This window comes from uncultured Chloroflexus sp. (genome assembly GCF_937951745.1).
GTDB lineage: Bacteria > Chloroflexota > Chloroflexia > Chloroflexales > Chloroflexaceae > Chloroflexus.
In genome coordinates, this window is the sequence record NZ_CALFBQ010000047.1 from 79291 (window position 1) to 97758 (window position 18468).

An 18468-nucleotide genomic window follows, 5' to 3' on the forward strand; every position below is an offset into this window, starting at 1 on the left:
TGATCTTACCACGGCCAAAAGAGTGTGACCAGTATCGTCCCGCTGATTAAGAGCAACGCCGGCGCAATGGCGCGCCGCAAGTGGGTGCTGCCACCGGCCAGAACGATCCCGCCTTTGACTACCGTGTTGGTGAGCACCGCGACCCCAATTGCCCTAGCGGCTAGCTCGCTGGTCAAGCCGCCAGTGGCCACCGCTAGCTCGCTGAGTGATAACGTGATGGCATCAACATCAACGAGACCGCCGAAGATGCTGGTGATAAAGAGACCAGCATCGCCAAACTGAACACGCGCAAAATTGGCGCCGGCAAGGATGGCCGCATAGAGCAGGCTAAACCCAATCGCTGAACGTAATTCCAACGGATTGCCAAAGCTCAGCGGCGCTCCTTCGTGCTGGCGCGCTTGGCGGGCCAGCCACCCTCCCCAGAGCAGGCAGCCGCTGCCACCGGCCAGCAAAATCGGCCACAAGGCTTGGAGAACCGGGGGCGCGACTGCTCCGGTGAGCAACCCGATCCGCACGAACATCACCCCCCACGAGAGCAAAATGGCCAGTGCGTATTCTTGACTTAACTCCGGCGCGATCCGGCTGCGTTGGGTGTTGCTGAGTGTTACGGCGGTTGAAGAGACGATTCCGCCGATCAGGCCGGTAAGCGCGATACCACGAGTGGCGCCAATGATTTGGTGGAGCACATACCCGCTAAAGCTCAGCGTCGAGATTAAGACGACAAGGAGCCAGATCTTCTGTGGGTTGATTACATCAAATGGGGCCGGCCCAACGGGGGTGTTCGGCAACACCGGCAAGACGATCAGGCTGATGGCGGCCAAGGTGAGGGCCGCTTGCATATCTTGCGGGCTGAGCTGGCGCGCTAAGCCGTGCAAACGCGCTTTGAGCGCTAGCAGGACGGCGATGGCCACTCCTATCGCTGTGGCTACCGTGCTATAACCCCACGCGACCATTCCGCCGCAGAGCAACGTGATGAGCACGGCCATCTCGCTGGTCAGGCCGGGGCCATCGCGGCCATGACTTAACACGTAGGCTGCGATCAATAACCCGCCTACCGCCAATACCAGTGCCGCAAAGATTTCCGGCGCTTGCAGGGTCAGCGCTGCCAATCCAGCCGCGCATCCGATCACGCCGACGATGGCATACGTGCGCACGCCGGCGAAGAGATCACCGCTGGCGCCGTGGGCATGTTCGCGTTGCAAGCCAATCAGCGCGCCGATGAGCAGGGCAAGGCCAAATTGGTAAAAGAGTTCGGTGCTGGCGCTGTTGTCGAGCATGGTGGTCGCAGTTGATGATTCAAAAAACGAGTTGTTCGCGTTGTGTTCAACTCCACAACGATCGCAAGAGGAATGATCATACCCTCAATCGTAATGAGGTCAATCTGCATTGCTGGCATCACCACTCAGATTGACCAGTTCATCGCAGTGTGCAACAACAGGCAAGCGAGGATGCTGCCGTTGGTGTGATTGTAGATCCAAGTAACGAGGAATGACGTGAGAATAATCACGATGGCCAAGGCGCTGAACATGAAGATGTCGTTGACCATAAACCGGCCCGGAATGAAGGCCGCCGGCGTATGCCATAACCACCACGCCACACCAACGATCAAGCTGGCGCTGGTGGCTCCGTAACGCGCTTGCAAGCGTGGCAAGGCATAGCCGCGCCAACCAAATTCTTCTTGCAGGGGCCCGCTGGTGAAGAGAATGACGAAGAACGCGATCAGGGCGAAGAGCGGGTCGCTGATGACCAAACGATCGATGGTGCGTCCGCTGATGCTGGTCGCAACGATGATCGATCTGCCAAAGATGATCATCGGCCCAATCAGAATGATGGCCAACCAGCGCCAGCCAAAGTGAAAGTCCACTCCCCGGCGTAATAACGTCCGCACGCCGCCCCATCACTCGTGCTGCCACGTGAGTGCCAATGCTGCCAGTGAGGGGCCAAAGGCGGCTGAATGGCCCGCTGAGGATATCAGTGAGTGAAGATGGGAATGTGACGCCGCGGGTGATGAGCGCGGCGAGAATCCAAAAGAGCCACGAGAACCCATAAGTGACAGCGAAGAACATCCATACCTGCTGCGGCGGATGGTAGTGGGTTGCCATCACGTGCTTCCTTCCCTCGGTTTCGGCTTCGTTGCCAGCAGTCTAGCTCATTGGGGGCCGTTGTGATTTAGCATACTGTTCGGGAAGTGGCGCTGCAAGCGCTCCGGCGTGCAGAATTCTGCACTCACGCCGGTTTTTTTGTTATGTCTATACTTTTTTGAAGGGGCGGTCGGGACATGTAGCGCGTGGTAGGATAACCGCCGTACTCCGTCGTGCGCTGAGGTTAGGCGCTCTCTGCCCAGTACGGCGTAAAAATCGCTCCACCCTCCGCCGTGCCGAAGCTGCGGCAGCGCGCCGTGCCCCAACGCTGGCCGTAGAGGGCAATGTACGCGCAGAGCAACGCATCGGCTTCGTCTTCAATCGCCTTCAGTGCGCTAGGGCCAAGGCGATCGAGGTCGATCTCGCGCCACATATCATCAATGCCAGTCAAAGGTGGATCGCCCGTGCTCAAGTTGCGCAGGAGGGCGAGGTAGCGTCCTAGTTCACTACGACGCTCGTGTATCGCTCGTCCGGGCCGCGCTTTGTAGCGCAAGATATGCGGCAGCCGAAATAAGACCACCGCTGCCGGGTGGGGAAAGACTTCGATGATGAACCTCCCATCCATTCCGGCCTCAATGGCGGGCACGTAGACAAACCCATCCGCGGCTAGCGCGGTCAGCAGCGCCTCGCCGCGTACCCCGCCGTAGCGGCGCAGCAAGCGTCGGTTGGCCGGATGCGGGCCGGCATCGTACCGCCGGAATACGGCGGCCAGATCAGCTTCAGCTTCACGGCGTCCGCTCTCGTTGGGGACGATCAATGGGGCATCGATCGCAACGATGGCGGGCGCATCACCGATTGCGGCGCGAATGGCTTGCACGATGGCTTCGTTCGTCACCAGACGGCTTGGCGGCTGCCCGAGCCGTGCCCCGGCTGGCGTTCCAACACAGGCGACAAACCCGCTGGGGTTGCGTTCCGACCACGCTAAATCCAGCCCGATATAGACCGTCGGTTTAACGTTCATTGCGCGTTGCCCGATTGTAACTCTGCTCTGCTGTTCTCCACGGTACAGTATGAACAAGTCGAGATGGTTTGAGTCACGTTTGCACTGGCCGCGATTACTGTCCGCTGTGTGAACGTTGGTAATGATTGCATCGTTTTTTCGTCCGCTTGGCCGGCGAAGGGTGAGCGATGAAGAGCTAGCCGCAGAGCGCAACCGAAGATGCCCCAACCTGTTGGCGCGCTTTTGAGTATTCGTAGCGAACCTAAACCATTACCGCTACTCGACGAGGAGGTCTCTATGAGCCTGCTGAAACCGCCCCCCACCGCGATGGTGGTTGTCTGTCGCATTGGCAGCCGGTTTGTGGCCTTGCCAATGCAGACCGTAGTGCATACCACCCGTCTGAGCGAGTTAGCGCCTCCCGGTGATGCTCCGCTTGTGGTCTGCGGAATCGTGACACTGCACGGTGCGACGGTGCCGGTGATTGATGGCCGCTCGCTGCTCGGCGAGCCGCCCGGTTATGCCCTCGATAGCCATATTCTGCTCGCTGCGCCAGATATCGAGCAACCGCCGGAAATTGGCTTGCTGGTCGATGAGGTGATAAGCTTGCATCGGGTCGGCCCTGATGGTTTGGCACCGCTCGATCACATCGATGGTATTTCGTGCGGCGTGGTGCGCGATTTGCCGCAGCCGGCCTTGCTGTTGGATGTCGATGAGCTATTTGCGTTGGCCCATGGCAGCGCGCGTGATTGATGTCGGATGTCGTAGGTGGGGCTGCAGCCGTGATTGAGATGACCGGTAGGGCCGCACCACAGTGCGGCCCTATGGTTTACCGCCCGACTGTCGCTGGTTGCACCAAAGGTACGTCTTCGCTAATGAAATGCACCGCGCTCTTGGCCGCCTCTAAAATCGTCATCAACCCGCTGCCCGGATGCACGGCGCCGCCAATCCAATACAAATTGCGCGCTCCGTCGTGCCGGATGTGGGGCCGGAACGGGCCGAGCTGGCTCCAACTGTGGATCAGGTTAAAGACTGCACCAAGATAAGTGTGATGCTCGTCGCGCCACGTCTCAGCGGTGTAGCGCCGCTCAACTACGATGTGTCGCTCGACATCCTCAAAGCCGAGTTTGGCCATCTGACGAATAATGAGGTCGCGGTAGCGTTGCTCGACCGCTGGCCAATTAACCGGGTAGCGCAAGTTGGGCACCGGCACCAATACAAACAGCGTGCTGTGGCCGGGTGGCGCATTGGCTGGATCGACAATTGTTGGATTGCAGACGTAGAATGACGGGTCTTCTTCATCGAGCACTGCACTCTTCGCCCACAACGGATCGTTGCGGCGAATGCTCGATGAAAGGTAGAGTTGATGATGGGGCAGATTGTCCCAGCGCCGGTTTACGCCTAAATAGAGCATAAAGGTCGAGCACGAGAATTCCATTGAGTTCAGTTTTTGATCAGTATACTTGCCCCGCGCATGCGGTGGGATGATGTGGGTCAGCGCGTGACCGAAGTCAGCGTTGACCACCACTGCGTCTGCACGCACCTGCTCGCCATCGGTTAGCTCGATACCGGTCGCTGTGTCGCCTTCGACTAACACTTGCTTGACTGGCCGGTTGTAGTGAATCGTCACGCCAAGATCAGTCGCTGCTTTAGCCAGCCCCGCCGCTAGCGCCCGGAAGCCGCCAATCGGGTGCCAGATGCCTTCGGCGAATTCGAGGAAGGTGACAAGGCTAAAGACGCTCGAGCAGGCGGTGGGGTGCATGCCAAGGTACTTCGCTTGGTACGACAGCGCGTACACCACCCGCTCGTCGCGGAAGAAGCGTTTGAAGTGGTCATACAGGCTTTCCCAAGGCCGAAAGGCTAGTGCTGCCGCCACTTCGTGCGGTTTGAGATAGCCGAGCGGAGTGCGCACTGGCGTGCCGAGGTATGGCCCGTAGCCGACCACATTTTTACGGATGTGCTCGATGTACCACCGCTCAAACTCGGTGGGCAACGCGGGATCGAAGCGGGCTAGTTGCGCTTTGAAGGCGGCGGTGTTTGAGGTGAGATCGAGGTATTCGCCATCCCAAAACCGGATGCGCGTGTTAGGTTCGAGCCGCACGAGGGTCACGTAATCGCTAAAGCGCAATCCGGCGCTGCTGAACAATTCGTCGTAGACCCGCGGCACTTGCAAGATGGTCGGGCCGGTGTCGAAATGATAATCGCCGAGCGAGAAGCCACGCATCCGTCCGCCCGGACGGTCAACCGCCTCAAAGATTTCCACCTGATATCCGCGCCCGGCCAGCCGGATGGCAGTCGCTAATCCGCCCGGCCCGGCGCCGACAATCACAATTCGTTGCGACACGCTCTACTCCTCTATCTAAACTCCTGTGCAGAGACCTCCTGTTTGAGTATACACCGCTTTTCTAAGCTGGTCACGCTGAGATTGGCGTGGAGATGGTTGGGTAACCTATGATTGCCATTCCCCACTCCTCATCCTTAGCGGCTTAACATACAAATTGTGGATAACTGGTGGAATTGTGGATAACATGGGTGGTTCACCGGGCTTGGCAAGACGTTAACACGCATCTAATGTTCGATTAATCTGCGGCTAATCTCAGATTGCTATAGTGCATATCGTCAAGCGAAGCGATTTGCGGTGGTCGCCGCAAGACAAAATAGCTCCTAATCTGCACACCGCCCTCACTCCCCCACTCTCCGGCCGCCTACGACAGGTGGCCGTTGTTGATTCATGCGAGTATGATCCCCCTATGACTAGCCTGAATCTCATATCCAATCATCAAGTTGCGAATGCGGTTACACGCTATGGCTGCAACATTCGGCAGTCACGTCAGGGGCTATTAGCTCGTGAGCGACGGCTGCGTTGCGCTGCGTGGTATGGCCGTGGCCTGCGGCGCTGCTGCTGGCGCACTCTACGGCAACGTCCACTGCTGCCAGTGGCAGTGGACGCCGCGTTGGGGGCTGCGGAAGCTTTACTGCCATGCATGATAGGGAGCATTTCGAGGACGGACAGATCGCGTGAGCGCAGATGCGGTTGATGGCTTCGCGATGCGCCGGCTCGCCATCATCCTTAGCCTCTCTCCTGCGAGCGTGGGAGAGGGGTGCGTAGAGTCGAGCGTTGAAGCATCGCACAGCGATCGTTGTACTCGACCAACGTTCTGTTCGTCTCTTAATCCACCGGCTCAGGAGAGGCGCGCTATTGTGTTCCGTTCCCGCAATACCTTACGCTCCATTTAGCAGCTCCCCCCTCACCCGCCGTCAGGTAGGAGAGGGGCAGGGGTGAGAGCCATCAACCCGCGTAGCAGACTTTGTCAGTGTAGCCCGGCGCTGAAGGGCCGGGTTCCCTGTCCAGCGGCAAGCGGCTGTGCTGGATCAGATGTTCTGTTTGCAACCTGAAAGGGGAGCATGGGGGCTTACGCGATCACCTCCGTCTCGTCCTTCGTCAGTGCGGCCAGCACATGATCGACGAAGGCGCGGGTGGCGAAGATGATATTGCGCCGCGTGACGCCGCCTGACACAACCAGATAGTCGTCAAAGCCGATGTCGCCGTCGCGATCGACGTAGGCGCGCACGATGTGCAATTCGTCGTTGACGCGGTTAACGTACAGCGGCCGGTCGGCCAGATCGTGTGCCGGGCTAGCCCGAAACTGGGTCATAAACCGGATCTGTTCGCCTTCACGGATCGGGAAGGCCCAGATGCGAAAGTCTTGCCGGATACACACGTCATCGTCGCTGTCGCGTTCAACCTCGAAGTAGGCATTGTGGTAGAGGTCAAATAACCACTCTTTGCTAATCTAGTTAGGATAGACCAGCTCGTCGGGCGCGTTGCCGGCGGTTGACATTGGGGTTCCCTTTCTGCGAATGGCTGATAACGCTTTCATTATAGCAGTCGCGCGAATGCACAGCCATGGCTAAACCATCAAATCTCTATGCCCCCTGCAGTAAACACATCCTGCATTGACTCTCGCCGTCGGGAATGGTATACTTCGTCCACATTTAAAGAACTGACGTTGATCAGGAAGAGTAGCAAGCGCGGCGACAGTCCAGCGAGCCGGTGATGGTGCGAGACCAGCGAGTTCGGCGCTTGTGAATGGGCCTGTGAGTCGCGCGGTGAACCGGGTTTGCCCCATAGTAGCCGTTGCCGGAGACGCCACCGTTATCAGGGCGCGAGGTGTGGAACGGCTTGGCCGACAGCACCTGCAGAGTGCGTCGCTTGTGCGAGCAGCGGCGAACGAGAGTGGCACCGCGGTTTCCCCGTCTCTCGACCAATTTGGTCGAGAGTTTTTTGTTGGTTTCTTGCTGTGAGGAGGGTGTCTGTGGAAACGGTCAAGTATCTGCTTAACGAAGATCACCTGCCGGAGTCGTGGTACAACATCGCCGCCGATCTGCCTTCGCTGCCGCCGCCACCGTTGCATCCGGCGACTGGCCAGCCGATTGGCCCCGCCGATCTCGCGCCGCTCTTTCCAATGGAGTTGATCAAGCAAGAGGTCAGCATCGAGCGCACAATCCCGATCCCTGATGAGGTGCGCTCGATCTACCGGCAATGGCGGCCAACGCCCCTCTTCCGCGCCCGCCGGCTTGAGCGCGCGCTCGATACGCCAGCTCGCATCTATTACAAGTATGAAGGTGTTAGCCCGGCCGGTAGTCACAAGCCGAATACGGCAGTGGCGCAGGCCTACTACAACAAGATCGAGGGTGTGCGCCGGTTGGTGACCGAAACCGGCGCTGGCCAGTGGGGATCGTCGCTCGCCTTTGCTGGTGCGCTCTTCGGCCTTGAGGTCGAGGTGTTTATGGTCAAAGTCAGCTACAACCAGAAGCCCTATCGGCGGGCGCTGATGGAGACCTACGGCGCGCGGGTGATTGCGAGCCCCAGCACCGAGACGGCGTCTGGCCGCGCGATTTTGGCCGAGCATCCCGATAGCACCGGTAGCCTTGGCATTGCGATCTCTGAGGCGGTGGAAGTGGCGGCCCAGCGTGATGATACTCGCTACGCGCTTGGTAGTGTGCTTAATCACGTGCTCCTCCACCAGACGGTCATCGGCCAAGAGGCGATGATCCAGATGGAGATGGCCGGCGATTATCCCGATGTGGTGGTGGGTTGTACCGGTGGCGGCTCGAACTTTGCTGGCATTGCCTTCCCGTTCATCGGTGCTAAGCTGCGCGGCGAGCATCCGTTGCGGGTGGTTGCGGTCGAGCCGGCGGCTTGCCCCTCGCTGACGAAGGGTAAATACGCCTATGACTACGGTGATACCGCGCATCTCACGCCGTTGGTGAAGATGCATACCCTTGGCAGCACCTTCGTGCCGCCCGGTATTCACGCCGGTGGTCTGCGCTACCATGGTATGGCGCCGCTCGTCAGCCATCTGCTTGAGTTGGGCGTGATTGAAGCGATTGCCATCCAGCAGCTTGAGACGTTCGCTGCTGGCGTACAATTTGCTCGCACTGAGGGCATTTTGCCCGCCCCCGAAGCCAATCACGCCATCGCTGGCGTGATCCGCGAGGCACTCCGCTGCAAGGAGGAGGGCAAGAGCGAGGTGATTCTGTTTAATTTGTGCGGCCACGGCCATTTCGACTTGCAGGCCTATATGGATTATCAGGCCGGTAAGTTGCGCGATTACGAATATTCCGACGCCGAGGTGGCGATGGCGTTGGCCGGCTTGCCGTCGGTGGGTGCGTGATGGGCGGCGGGGTAGTAGGGCTACCGCGCCGCTGTGGCCCTACTACTTACTTACCGGCTTAACGTGACACTAACGGTGGCGATCGGCCCGGCGGTGGCGATGACGGCGTACCGGCTCAAGCCAACCTGCTCAATCTGCACGGGAACCGGCGCACCGTTAAGCGTCACAGTTTGCGGACTCGCGCCTGCCGGCACAAACAGGCGTAAGCGGAAGCTGTCGCCACTGCCGGTGGCGGTGAGATCGATCCGGCTCGGCTGGTTGGCGGTCGCTGGCGTGTATTGCCAGCGATAGGCGACATAACCGTCGCCGGCGGCGTAGCGGGCGACGGCGTAGACATCACGGATCGCGTACACCGGATCGGCGGGCCAACGCGGCGAGATGGTGACGGTATTGAAAGCGATGTGCTGGTCTTCAATCCCAGCAGCGCCTTCGACTAACGCGCCGAGCATAGCGCTCGCGCCCCAGCCGTCGGTGGGCAAGAATTCATGAACCGGTGCAATACCGCCGGTCGGGTAGTACCAGAGGTAGGTTGCGCCGGTACGTTCGATCAGGTCGATGTAACGCTGCACGATGTTGAAACCGTAGGCTTCATAACCGTACCGGAACGCGCCACGGGCCAGTTCGCCGCCGACCAGCGGCATGACGCCGCCGTTGACGTACTCTCCCGGACGTTCGCCCAGCCGGCCATTCATGCCGAATGCGCCTGATGGGAAAGGCGGGTCGATGCTGTACCATTCGGCAAAGGCGATCCGGTTTGGATCGTTCAAGCGGCGCAGGTATTCGGCGACAATCGCGCGCCCTTGCGATTCGGTCAAGACGCCGCGATTGAGCGCAATTGCGTTCGAGAGGCTCAGTTGCTCGGCTTCATCGACACCGGGCACGTCGTAGGGAATGAGTTTGACGTGATGGGTGTAGAAGCGACCATTCCAACTCAGCGCATTGAGTCGCACCATCAGGTCAGCGGCAATGGCGCGGCGCACAGCGGCCAGATCGGCCTGTCCTGCCGTCTCTTCCATCAAGGCCAGCATGGTAAGTGCGGCTGCCAAGCCGGTATTGTCGCCGTGGAAGATGCCCCATTTGGTCTGGTCGTCGATCCAGTGGCGCGGCCCCAGTTCGCCGGTATTCGGATTGATCATCGGCGGGCCGTATTCGTAATCCCACGTGTCGATGGTGAAGGGGCGCTTGACCAAGCCCAGTGCCGGTTCCCAGCGCAGTGGATCGCGCATCGTGTAGTCGATGGCGCGTTGCGCTGCCGGCAGCATGCGCAACATCCACGCCGTGTCGCCGGTGACTTGCCACGTCTCGTAGACCAACTGCACGAAGAGGTATTCTACGTCGGCTTCGACCGGGGTACGGAAGGCGGCGATCTTCCATTCTGGGCGAGCCAAAAAGTCGGGCAGGCTGCCGTCGGGCGCTTGTACACGGGCAAACGCTTCTGGCAGCGAACGTACCTCGCTCTCAAAGTAGCGGAAGGCGCGGTTTTGATAGTAGTGATCGCGCAGCCAGAGCAGTGGGCTGTCGGGCGAGCGGTAGCCGGTCACCACTTGTCCGTCGAGCAGGTAACTCAGTCGGTCGGCGGCCATAAATTGGCGCACGGTCGGGTACAGCCGGTCGTAGCTGGCCACGCCGGTGCGCAGGGTGGTTTCGGCCTCCAGCCGGTAGATCGTTCCGTTAGCGACCATCCGCCCCTCAGCCGTGAAGAGGGCAGCCCAATGATCGCCCAACGCGCCGCGCGGCGTTACTTCGACCCATCCGTCGCCATTGGCGATGGTCAATGCAAACGAGCCGGCAAACCGGCTACGGCTGTCGAAGACGAGCAGGGTGGCTGGGCCGTCGTAGCCGGTGATGCGCACTGCTACTGGGGTAGGGGTCAGCGGTTGCACAACCGAATTGAGGCTAATGAAGGTTGCGGTCGTCTCGGCCAGCGCCGGCGTGATGGGCGCACTCAGGCTGGCGAGCAGCCCGATCATAACAAGCAAGAGGATCAAACGCTTCATTTGGTACCTAAAACGCTGCTGAAAGGTAACGATGTTCCTAGTATAGCATTGTTGAGGAAATGCTCCGATGAGACGCAGACCGCATGGAGTTTCCCTTCGTCGTTCTCTGTGATCTCGGCGGTAAAGATAGTTGGCTTACTCGTACCACACCTTTGCGGTAGACATTGACAAGAGGTTAGCTTATGGATCGCAAACCACGGGTCTTTTCCGGCATTCAGCCTTCGGGCAATCTGCATATCGGTAACTATTTGGGTGCCATCCAGCAGTGGGTCGCGGGGCAGGGCCAGAAGACTAACTTTATCTGTATCGTTGACCTGCACGCGATTACGGTGCCGCAAGAGCCGGCGGCGCTGCGCCAGCAAACCCGCGAACTCGCCGCGCTGTTGCTTGCCTGCGGGATCGATCCGCAACAGACGACGCTCTTTGTGCAGAGCCACGTGCGCGCCCATGCCGAATGTTCGTGGGTCTTTAGCTGCGTCACGCCGTTGGGGTGGCTCGAACGTATGACCCAATACAAGACCAAAGCACAAAAGCAAGAGAGCGTGATGACCGGTTTGCTCACCTATCCGGTGCTGATGGCCGCTGACATTTTGCTCTACGATGCCGATGAGGTGCCGGTGGGCGAGGATCAGAAGCAGCATATTGAGCTGACCCGCGATCTGGCCCAGCGCTTCAACCATCTCTACGGCGAGACCTTCGTCATTCCCAAGCCGGTGATCCGCGAGAGTGGTGCCCGCATTATGGGGTTGGATAATCCGGCAGTGAAGATGAGTAAGTCGGAAACGGCTCGTGGTCATGCTATTCGGATTGTCGATGACCCCGACGAGATTCGCTGGGCGATTAAGCGTGCAGTGACCGATTCCTACAACGAGATTCGCTTTAGCGATGACCCAGAACGGGCCGGCGTCAACAATCTCTTGCAAATCTATGAGCTGCTTACCGGAAAGAGTCGATCTGAGATCGAGGCTCATTTTGCTGGTAAAGGCTATGGCGCACTCAAGAAGGAACTGGCCGAGGTTGTGGTCGAGTCGCTCCGTCCCATCCGCGAGCGCTACTACCAGTTGATGAACGATCCGGCTGAGCTAGATCGGATTCTGGCCATTGGCGCCGAACAGGCTCGCGCCGTTGCCGAACCCAAGATGACCCTCATCCTTGAGCGGGTAGGGTTTGTGTTGCCGAATGATCGCAAATAATCCCGCCGGTGACGGCGCGCGGCGGTGCGTCGTTACGGAAGCATCACGATTGTAAGGATATCAACATGTATTACCCAACTCTTGACCAGATGTACGAATTGCGTCGGCAGGGCAACCTCTGCCCGATCTACCGCGAGATTATGGCCGATCTGGAAACGCCGGTATCGGCCTATCTCAAGATCGCGCAGAATGGTCTCGGCTTTCTGTTGGAAAGCGTGACCGGCGGGCAGAATGTGGGGCGTTATTCGTTCATCGGCAGCGATCCCTATATGGTGCTGCGCATGCACGACGGCGTGGCGCAGGCGACCCATGGTGGCTATAAGCAGACCCTCTCGTACACCGATCCGCTGATCGTGCTTGAGAGCTATCTCAACGCCTACCGCCCGATCCGCCTGCCCAACCTGCCGATCTTTGTCGGTGGCGCAGTTGGCTATCTCGCTTACGAGTCGGCCCGCTACTTCGAGCGACTGCCGGTACCGCCGGTGCGTCCCTACGACATGCCCGATAGCTGGTGGATGTTTGTTGATACGTTGCTTGCCTTCGATCACGTCCGCCACAAAATCATTGTTATCTCGCACGTCCATCTCGATGTCGAGGATCTAGCCGCCGAGTATCAGCGTGCCGTCCATCGGATCGAGACGTTGATTGCCCGGCTGCAAAAGCCGTTGCCGCCGACTATTGGTTTCAGCTTGCGTAACTACGAGCCGCATAACACGCCGGCGCGTACCGTGCCGAATCCGGCGGTCTCGAACCGTACCGAAGCTGAGTTTAAGGCGGCAGTGTTGCGGGCTAAAGAGTACATCATGGCCGGCGACATCTTCCAAGTGCAGATTTCGCAACGCTTTAGCAAGGCCACCAGCGCCGACAGCTTCACCATTTATCGCGCCCTGCGCACGATCAACCCTTCGCCGTATATGTTTTACATTCGCACCGGTGAAGGCGATCTGGTCGGCGCGTCGCCCGAAATGTTGGTGCAGGTGCGCGACGGCAAGGTAACGACCCGCCCGATTGCTGGCACCCGTTGGCGCGGGCGCGATGCTGCCGAAGACGAGCGATTGGCCGCCGAGCTGCTGGCCGATGAGAAAGAGCGTGCCGAGCATCTGATGCTGGTGGATTTAGGTCGGAACGATCTGGGCCGGATCAGCGAACCCGGCACAGTGCAGGTGCCGGTCTTTATGACTATCGAGAAATACAGCCACGTGCAACATATTGTATCGGAGGTCACCGGTAGGCTGCGTGCTGATCTGAAGCCGATCGACGCGCTGCGCGCCTGCTTCCCTGCCGGCACCGTCACCGGCGCGCCCAAGATACGCTCGATGGAGATCATCGCCGAACTCGAAGGTGAGCAGCGCGGCGTCTATGCCGGTGCAGTTGGCCACCTCGGCTTCAACGGTGACCTTGATACCTGTATCGCCTTGCGCACCTTGATCGTTAAAGACGGTGTGGCCTACGCCCAAGCCGCCGCTGGCGTGGTCGCCGACAGCACACCCGAATACGAATTCAACGAAAGTTGCAACAAAGCGGCGGCATCGTTGCGCGCGATCGATCTGGCGGAAGAGTTGCAAGCTGGCGTTCAGTCATAAACAATGATGGACAATGATCCAATTGCTGTTGCGTTCACCGATAGCCCGCTCGGCCGGGTGTTGGCTGCTGCGACCGTCAACGGTCTGTGCGCCGTTTATCTTGGTGATGACGATGCGATGCTCCTGACTGTGCTCTGCGCTGAATTCCGGGCAACGCCGATCATTGGTGGTTCACTGCCAGAGGTTGCTGTTGCGGCGATTGCGGCCTATCTGCGCAATGAGGCTAATCTGCCGCCATTGCCGCTCGATCTCTACGGTACACCGTTTCAACAGCGGGTATGGCAGGCGCTACTGGCCATCCCGCGCGGCAGCACCCGCACCTACGGCCAACTGGCCTGCGACCTTGGCCTGCCGGTAACGGCGGCGCGGGCTGTGGGCCGGGCCTGCGCAACCAATCCGCTGGCGGTGGTGGTGCCGTGCCATCGCGCGATCGGCGCTGATGGTAAGTTGCATGGTTTTCGGTGGGGGATCGAGCGTAAGCGGGCTTTGTTGGCGCTCGAGGGGGGATTGTTGCCAGAGGGATAACATCTGGTGATGGTGCCCTACTGCGCGGAGTGGGTGCGCTTTTCATTGTGCGGGAGAGGTGTGCGGTAGCGAGCATGAACCCGCTGGCGGCACTGCCGCCAACCGTGCCTCGCTGTTATCACCTGCTGCAACCTGTGCCATTGCGGTGAGCGCCCCTTCCCGCTGAAGGTGGAGATGGCTCCGCTTCGCTACGCTCGGTTCGCAATGAAAGACGGGGAGCAGCGTTTGTGACCCTCATCTCGGTCCTCTCCCAGCAAGCAAGGGAGGAACCAAGTGCCCCTCCCCCACTAGGGGAGGGGAAGGGGGACGGGGTCAATCACAGCACCGAGATGGGCCGCTTCACCCTCACCCCCGTCTCCGTGTTTACTAGCGCGGGAACGGGGCGAAATGGCGTTCGGTTGCGCAAGGGTCTCTGCGGTAACGTCGTGGTTCCCCTTGCCCGCCGTCAGGTAGGAGAGGGGCCGGGGGTGAGGGTGTCAGCCCGCGCAGCGGGCTTCGTCAGCCTAGCCCGGCGCTTTATGGTCGGGTTCCCTACCTAGTGGAGTGGAGAGAGTGTGGGCAAAACAAAACCCGCCAATACGGCGGGCTGACTGGCGACCCCGGCGCGACTCGAACGCGCGACCTTTTCCTCCGCAGGGAAACGCTCTAATCCACTGAGCTACGGGGTCGTATTCATTTCACCCCCGGATTATAGCACAATCTCGGCAAAGATGCAAATCGGTCTTACGCCGGAAGGAGTCGGCAGCGGCGCGTAAGCTTGTTTAGGCGCGAATTGAATCATACCGGTTTGGAATGCTCATCTCGCCCAATGGCCTTTTGCAAGGGTGGCGTTGTTCGTCAAACCTCTCTGTTGTATCGTTCGTTTTGGTCATGAGGACGCCTAAAATCTCCCTGCTCCCGTTTGCAGAGAAGGGGGCATCTATCACGCTACGTGTTGTTGGAAGCGCGCATTGCGTCTCGCCATCGCCAAGTAGGCAACCTCCTTGCTCTCTCTTCACCCCGTCAACAAATGCTCGGCGAAGATCAAGCGACGGGTACGGGTTTCACAGCGCAGGATGAGTGAGTTGGTTTCTGCCCGATCACCAGCCAAGCGCACGCCGCGCAGTAAGATGTTATCGGTGATACCGGTGGCGACAAAGAAAATCTGTTCACTGCTTACGATATCATCGCAGGTCAAGATGCGTTTGGAATCAAGGCCAGCACGAGTAATCGCGTCGCGCTCGGCTTCGCTCTGGGGGGCGAGCCGGGCTAGCATCGCCCCACCCAGCGATTTGATCGCGCAGGCCGCCAGTACTCCCTCCGGCGCGCCGCCGATCCCCATCAGGAGATCAACATTAGTGCCGGGCATGGCTGCGAGCAGGGCGCCGTAGATATCGCCATCATCGGCCAGCATAACCCGCGCGCCAGCCGACCGGATCTCTTCGATCAGGTGGGCATGGCGGGGCCGATCGAGCACAAAGACGACCAGATCACGCACCGTGCGCCGGGTAGCGCGCGCCACTAGCGCCAGCGTCCAGCCGGCTGGCGCGTCGAGGCATTCCGGCACCAGATAGGGCGCGACTTCCGGGCCGACGATGATCTTTTCCATGTATGCGGCTGGATGTGGCGCCCACAGCGCGCCGCGATTGGTCACGGCGGCAAACGAGACCGCGCCGGCCCGCCCTTGCGCTAACTGGCGCCGACCATCAATGGGGTCAACGATCAAATCGGCTGGCGGGCCATCGCCGGTACCAACCCGCGTCCCACTGATTAGCGGTGTTGTTGCCATTGCCCGCACCTCTTCACCCATTGCCAGCCGGCCATCGAGTTCAAGGTTAGCTAACGCTGCTGCCATCGCTGCCGCAGCAGCTCGATCAGCCTCTTCGATTTCGCCGCGTCCCATGAGGCGAGCAGCCGCAATAGCTGCCGCTTCGGTTGCGCGTACCAGATCAAGGCCGGTGTTGGGGCTGAGCCGTTGTGATATTGGGATTTCCATCTTTGTTTTCCTCGCTGTCGCAGAGAAACGTGGTATGGCAATATCGCTCTCATGTTCTGTTAGAATTGCTCGACTGCCTCAAGCAGATTAGCCGCTGCCCACGCCAGCATACCCCCTTCGAGTACCTGAGGCGGCGGGGTGCGTCCGGCCAGCAACGCCGCCGCGCGCATACTTCGCCTCCCGCTGCGACAGACCAGCACGACTGGCCCCGCCGGCACGGCGTCGCGTTCGTGAATCAGCCGTGAAAGCGGAATGTTGCGCGCGCCCGGAATGTGGCCGCGCTGAAATTCGCGCGGTTCGCGCACGTCAATGACTAAGGGCGGCTGCGGGCTATGCAACGCCTCCCACAACGGGCGGGGGGCGATCTGGGCCGGTGACTTGCCGTCGAGCAGTGGGATCGCCAAGTGACCCGGTAGCGTCTGCTTGGGCAGCTCTTGGCATTCGCGGAAGACGCGGCGGTCGCATTCGTAGATGCAGACGGCGGGGTCGAGCACGCGGTGGAAGAGAAACTCGATGGCTTTGTCTTCATCGAGGAAGCGTTCGGGGCCAAGCTGCTCGTAGAAGCCGCTGATCTGCATCCGGTACATCACGCTGGCCCGCACGCGCACGAAGTAGAGGTCACCGCCGCGCACGCGCAAGATGCGGCGGATGGTGTCGAGGGCGCGGATGCCGCTGACATCGCATTGGTTGACGCTGTGCATACGCAAGAGCATAAACCTCACGCTCGGGTGGTGGTCGAGCAGGCGCACCAAGTGCTCTTCGACGTGGTTGACCGCGCCGAAGTAGAGGTCACCTTGCAGATCGACCACCAGCAACTGGGGGCAGGTAGGGCGGCCGTGGGCGCTCTCCCAGTGGCGAAAGTCGGGATCAGGAACGACCGCCTCGACGCGGGGGGTAGCTGTGCGCAGCAGGTAATAGCCGAGCGACATCAACACACCGATCAGGATGGCGAATTGCAGCGGCAAGGTGAGGGTCAGCGCCAGCGTCACCACCATAATCACCGCTTCGCCGCGTGACCCGCGCCAAATTCGTACCATCCCCTGTCGATCAACCATGCCGAGCGAAGCAACCATCAGCGTACCGGCAATCGCTGGACGGGGAATCATCTCTAGCACATCGCTCAGAATCGCCGTTCCCAGCAACACTGTCACCCCTGAAATGATAGCGGTCAGGGCTGTCTTGCCGCCGGCCTGATACGCTAGCGCCGAGCGGTTGAACGATCCAGAGCAGGGCATGCCCGAAAAGATGCCGGAGACAATATTCGCCAAGCCTTGGCCGACAAACTCTTGGTTGCTGTCGATACGCTGGCCAGTGTAACCGGCAATCGCGCGCCCGATCGCAATCGCTTCCACCAGACCGATGATTGCCAAAGCGAGCGCGCCATTGGCGAGTTGGCCAATCAAGTTGAGATCGAAGATTGGTAGATTGGCGAGGGGCGGAAAACCCGGTGGGATGTCGCCCATTAAGCGAATACCATATTGTTCGGCGCCGAAGAGAGCCGTTATTATTGTGACGATGGCCATGCTCAAGAGTGCTGCCGGCAATTTGCGAGTGATCCGTGGAATAAGGTAGATCAGCGCAATCGTCGTTGCTCCTATTGCTAATGATGGCCAGTGAATGGCGGCAAGTTGGGTGAAGGTCTCGGCAAGAATCGTCGGAATGCCGGCGCCGGGTGAGATCGAGATTCGCACAATTGGCCCGATTTGATTGAAGAAAATGAGCAGACCGGACCCAGCCGTAAAACCGACTGCCACTGCATCAGAGATAAACGTGACTAGCATCCCTAGTCGCGCTATGCCCATCAACAACCGAATCACGCCGGCCATAACGGCAATCATACTCGCCGCAAGCACAAACGCTTCGCTGCCGATCGGCGCAATGGGCAACAAGACCGAGAGGGTCAGAATGGCGCCAGTAGTTGAGGGGCCACTGTTGAGGTGTGAAGATGACCCCCACAATGCGCCGACAATGGTGGCGGTCATCGCGCTATACAAACCAACGATCGGCGGTAAGCCGGCCAGAATGGCGAAGGCTAATCCTTGCGGTAGTAAGACTAGACCGACGGTGATGCCGGCAAACAGATCGGCCCGCAGCGCATCGAGTGGGTAGGTGCGGGCCAACCGGATGGGCTGCATGAAGAGCGTGGCAACCGAACGTATGTAGTCAATCATAACGTCGTGCTTAGGAGCGCGGGCCGCTGGCCCGCTGATTCAATCGTGATTGGGAACTGATTGTGAATACGGTTATTATCATACCGCGATTTTGAGATGCGGTGGCACTATCAGTGCCGTTGCACTGCAATGGCGCTACTCGACTGCCTCAAGCAGATTAGCCGCTGCCCACGCCAGCATACCCCCTTCGAGTACCTGAGGCGGCGGGGTGCGTCCGGCCAGCAACGCCACCGCGCGCATACTTCGCCTCCCGCTGCGACAGACCAGC

At 59.7% G+C, this 18468-nt stretch carries 13 protein-coding genes and 1 tRNA gene; 5 read left to right on the forward strand and 9 right to left on the reverse strand.

Going from position 1 to position 18468, the window contains the following annotated elements; all coding sequences use genetic code 11:
- Positions 1-5: 5 nt before the first annotated feature.
- The 3 genes from Q1A59_RS11810 to Q1A59_RS11820 form a co-directional block, all read right to left on the reverse strand.
- On the reverse strand, positions 6-1277 hold the full coding sequence (locus Q1A59_RS11810) for an MgtC/SapB family protein (protein ID WP_298402405.1): 1272 nt from the start codon (positions 1275-1277) through the stop codon (positions 6-8).
- 125 nt (positions 1278-1402) lie between these two features.
- The gene (locus Q1A59_RS11815) at positions 1403-1888 is read right to left on the reverse strand and encodes a CPBP family intramembrane glutamic endopeptidase (RefSeq protein ID WP_299645012.1); all 486 of its coding nucleotides are present in this window, start codon (positions 1886-1888) and stop codon (positions 1403-1405) included.
- A gap of 437 nt (positions 1889-2325) precedes the next feature.
- Positions 2326-3102, reverse strand: a complete 777-nt coding sequence (locus tag Q1A59_RS11820; protein WP_298402409.1) for a DUF429 domain-containing protein — start codon at positions 3100-3102, stop codon at positions 2326-2328.
- 276 nt (positions 3103-3378) lie between these two features.
- Here Q1A59_RS11820 and Q1A59_RS11825 point away from each other — a divergent pair, with 276 nt between their 5' ends.
- On the forward strand, positions 3379-3831 hold the full coding sequence (locus Q1A59_RS11825; protein ID WP_298402410.1) for a chemotaxis protein CheW: 453 nt from the start codon (positions 3379-3381) through the stop codon (positions 3829-3831).
- 76 nt (positions 3832-3907) lie between these two features.
- Here the strand turns inward: Q1A59_RS11825 and Q1A59_RS11830 are convergent, their stop codons facing one another.
- Both Q1A59_RS11830 and Q1A59_RS11835 read right to left on the reverse strand, forming a co-directional pair.
- Positions 3908-5422 (reverse strand): NAD(P)/FAD-dependent oxidoreductase, encoded by a 1515-nt coding sequence (locus Q1A59_RS11830; protein WP_298402411.1) that lies wholly within the window; start codon positions 5420-5422, stop codon positions 3908-3910.
- A gap of 1069 nt (positions 5423-6491) precedes the next feature.
- Positions 6492-6872 carry a YbjN domain-containing protein gene (locus tag Q1A59_RS11835; protein ID WP_298402422.1) on the reverse strand — a complete coding sequence of 127 codons (381 nt, stop codon included), beginning with the start codon at positions 6870-6872 and terminating at the stop codon, positions 6492-6494.
- A gap of 522 nt (positions 6873-7394) precedes the next feature.
- Between Q1A59_RS11835 and Q1A59_RS11840 the strand changes: the two genes are divergently transcribed.
- The gene (locus tag Q1A59_RS11840; protein WP_298402413.1) at positions 7395-8756 is read left to right on the forward strand and encodes a TrpB-like pyridoxal phosphate-dependent enzyme; all 1362 of its coding nucleotides are present in this window, start codon (positions 7395-7397) and stop codon (positions 8754-8756) included.
- 50 nt (positions 8757-8806) lie between these two features.
- On the opposite strand, the gene Q1A59_RS11845 is transcribed toward Q1A59_RS11840, so the two are convergent.
- On the reverse strand, positions 8807-10753 hold the full coding sequence (locus Q1A59_RS11845; RefSeq protein ID WP_298402414.1) for a hypothetical protein: 1947 nt from the start codon (positions 10751-10753) through the stop codon (positions 8807-8809).
- 182 nt (positions 10754-10935) lie between these two features.
- Here Q1A59_RS11845 and trpS point away from each other — a divergent pair, with 182 nt between their 5' ends.
- The 3 genes from trpS to Q1A59_RS11860 all read left to right on the forward strand — a co-directional run bounded on the left by trpS (position 10936) and on the right by Q1A59_RS11860 (position 14054).
- The gene (trpS, locus tag Q1A59_RS11850; RefSeq protein WP_298402415.1) at positions 10936-11946 is read left to right on the forward strand and encodes a tryptophan--tRNA ligase; all 1011 of its coding nucleotides are present in this window, start codon (positions 10936-10938) and stop codon (positions 11944-11946) included.
- 65 nt (positions 11947-12011) lie between these two features.
- Positions 12012-13529: an anthranilate synthase component I gene (gene trpE / locus Q1A59_RS11855; RefSeq protein WP_298402416.1), complete on the forward strand. Its 1518-nt coding sequence runs from the start codon at positions 12012-12014 to the stop codon at positions 13527-13529.
- Positions 13530-13532: 3 nt separating this feature from the next.
- The gene (locus Q1A59_RS11860; protein ID WP_298402418.1) at positions 13533-14054 is read left to right on the forward strand and encodes a methylated-DNA--[protein]-cysteine S-methyltransferase; all 522 of its coding nucleotides are present in this window, start codon (positions 13533-13535) and stop codon (positions 14052-14054) included.
- Between the two features lie 591 nt (positions 14055-14645).
- Here Q1A59_RS11860 and Q1A59_RS11865 read toward each other — a convergent pair.
- From Q1A59_RS11865 to Q1A59_RS11875, 3 genes are all read right to left on the reverse strand, one after another.
- A tRNA-Arg gene (locus Q1A59_RS11865) sits at positions 14646-14722 on the reverse strand.
- A 326-nt stretch (positions 14723-15048) separates the two neighbouring features.
- Positions 15049-16029: a fructose-bisphosphatase class II family protein gene (locus Q1A59_RS11870; protein WP_298402420.1), complete on the reverse strand. Its 981-nt coding sequence runs from the start codon at positions 16027-16029 to the stop codon at positions 15049-15051.
- A 59-nt stretch (positions 16030-16088) separates the two neighbouring features.
- On the reverse strand, positions 16089-18200 hold the full coding sequence (locus Q1A59_RS11875; RefSeq protein WP_299645013.1) for a SulP family inorganic anion transporter: 2112 nt from the start codon (positions 18198-18200) through the stop codon (positions 16089-16091).
- Positions 18201-18468: the final 268 nt, after the last annotated feature.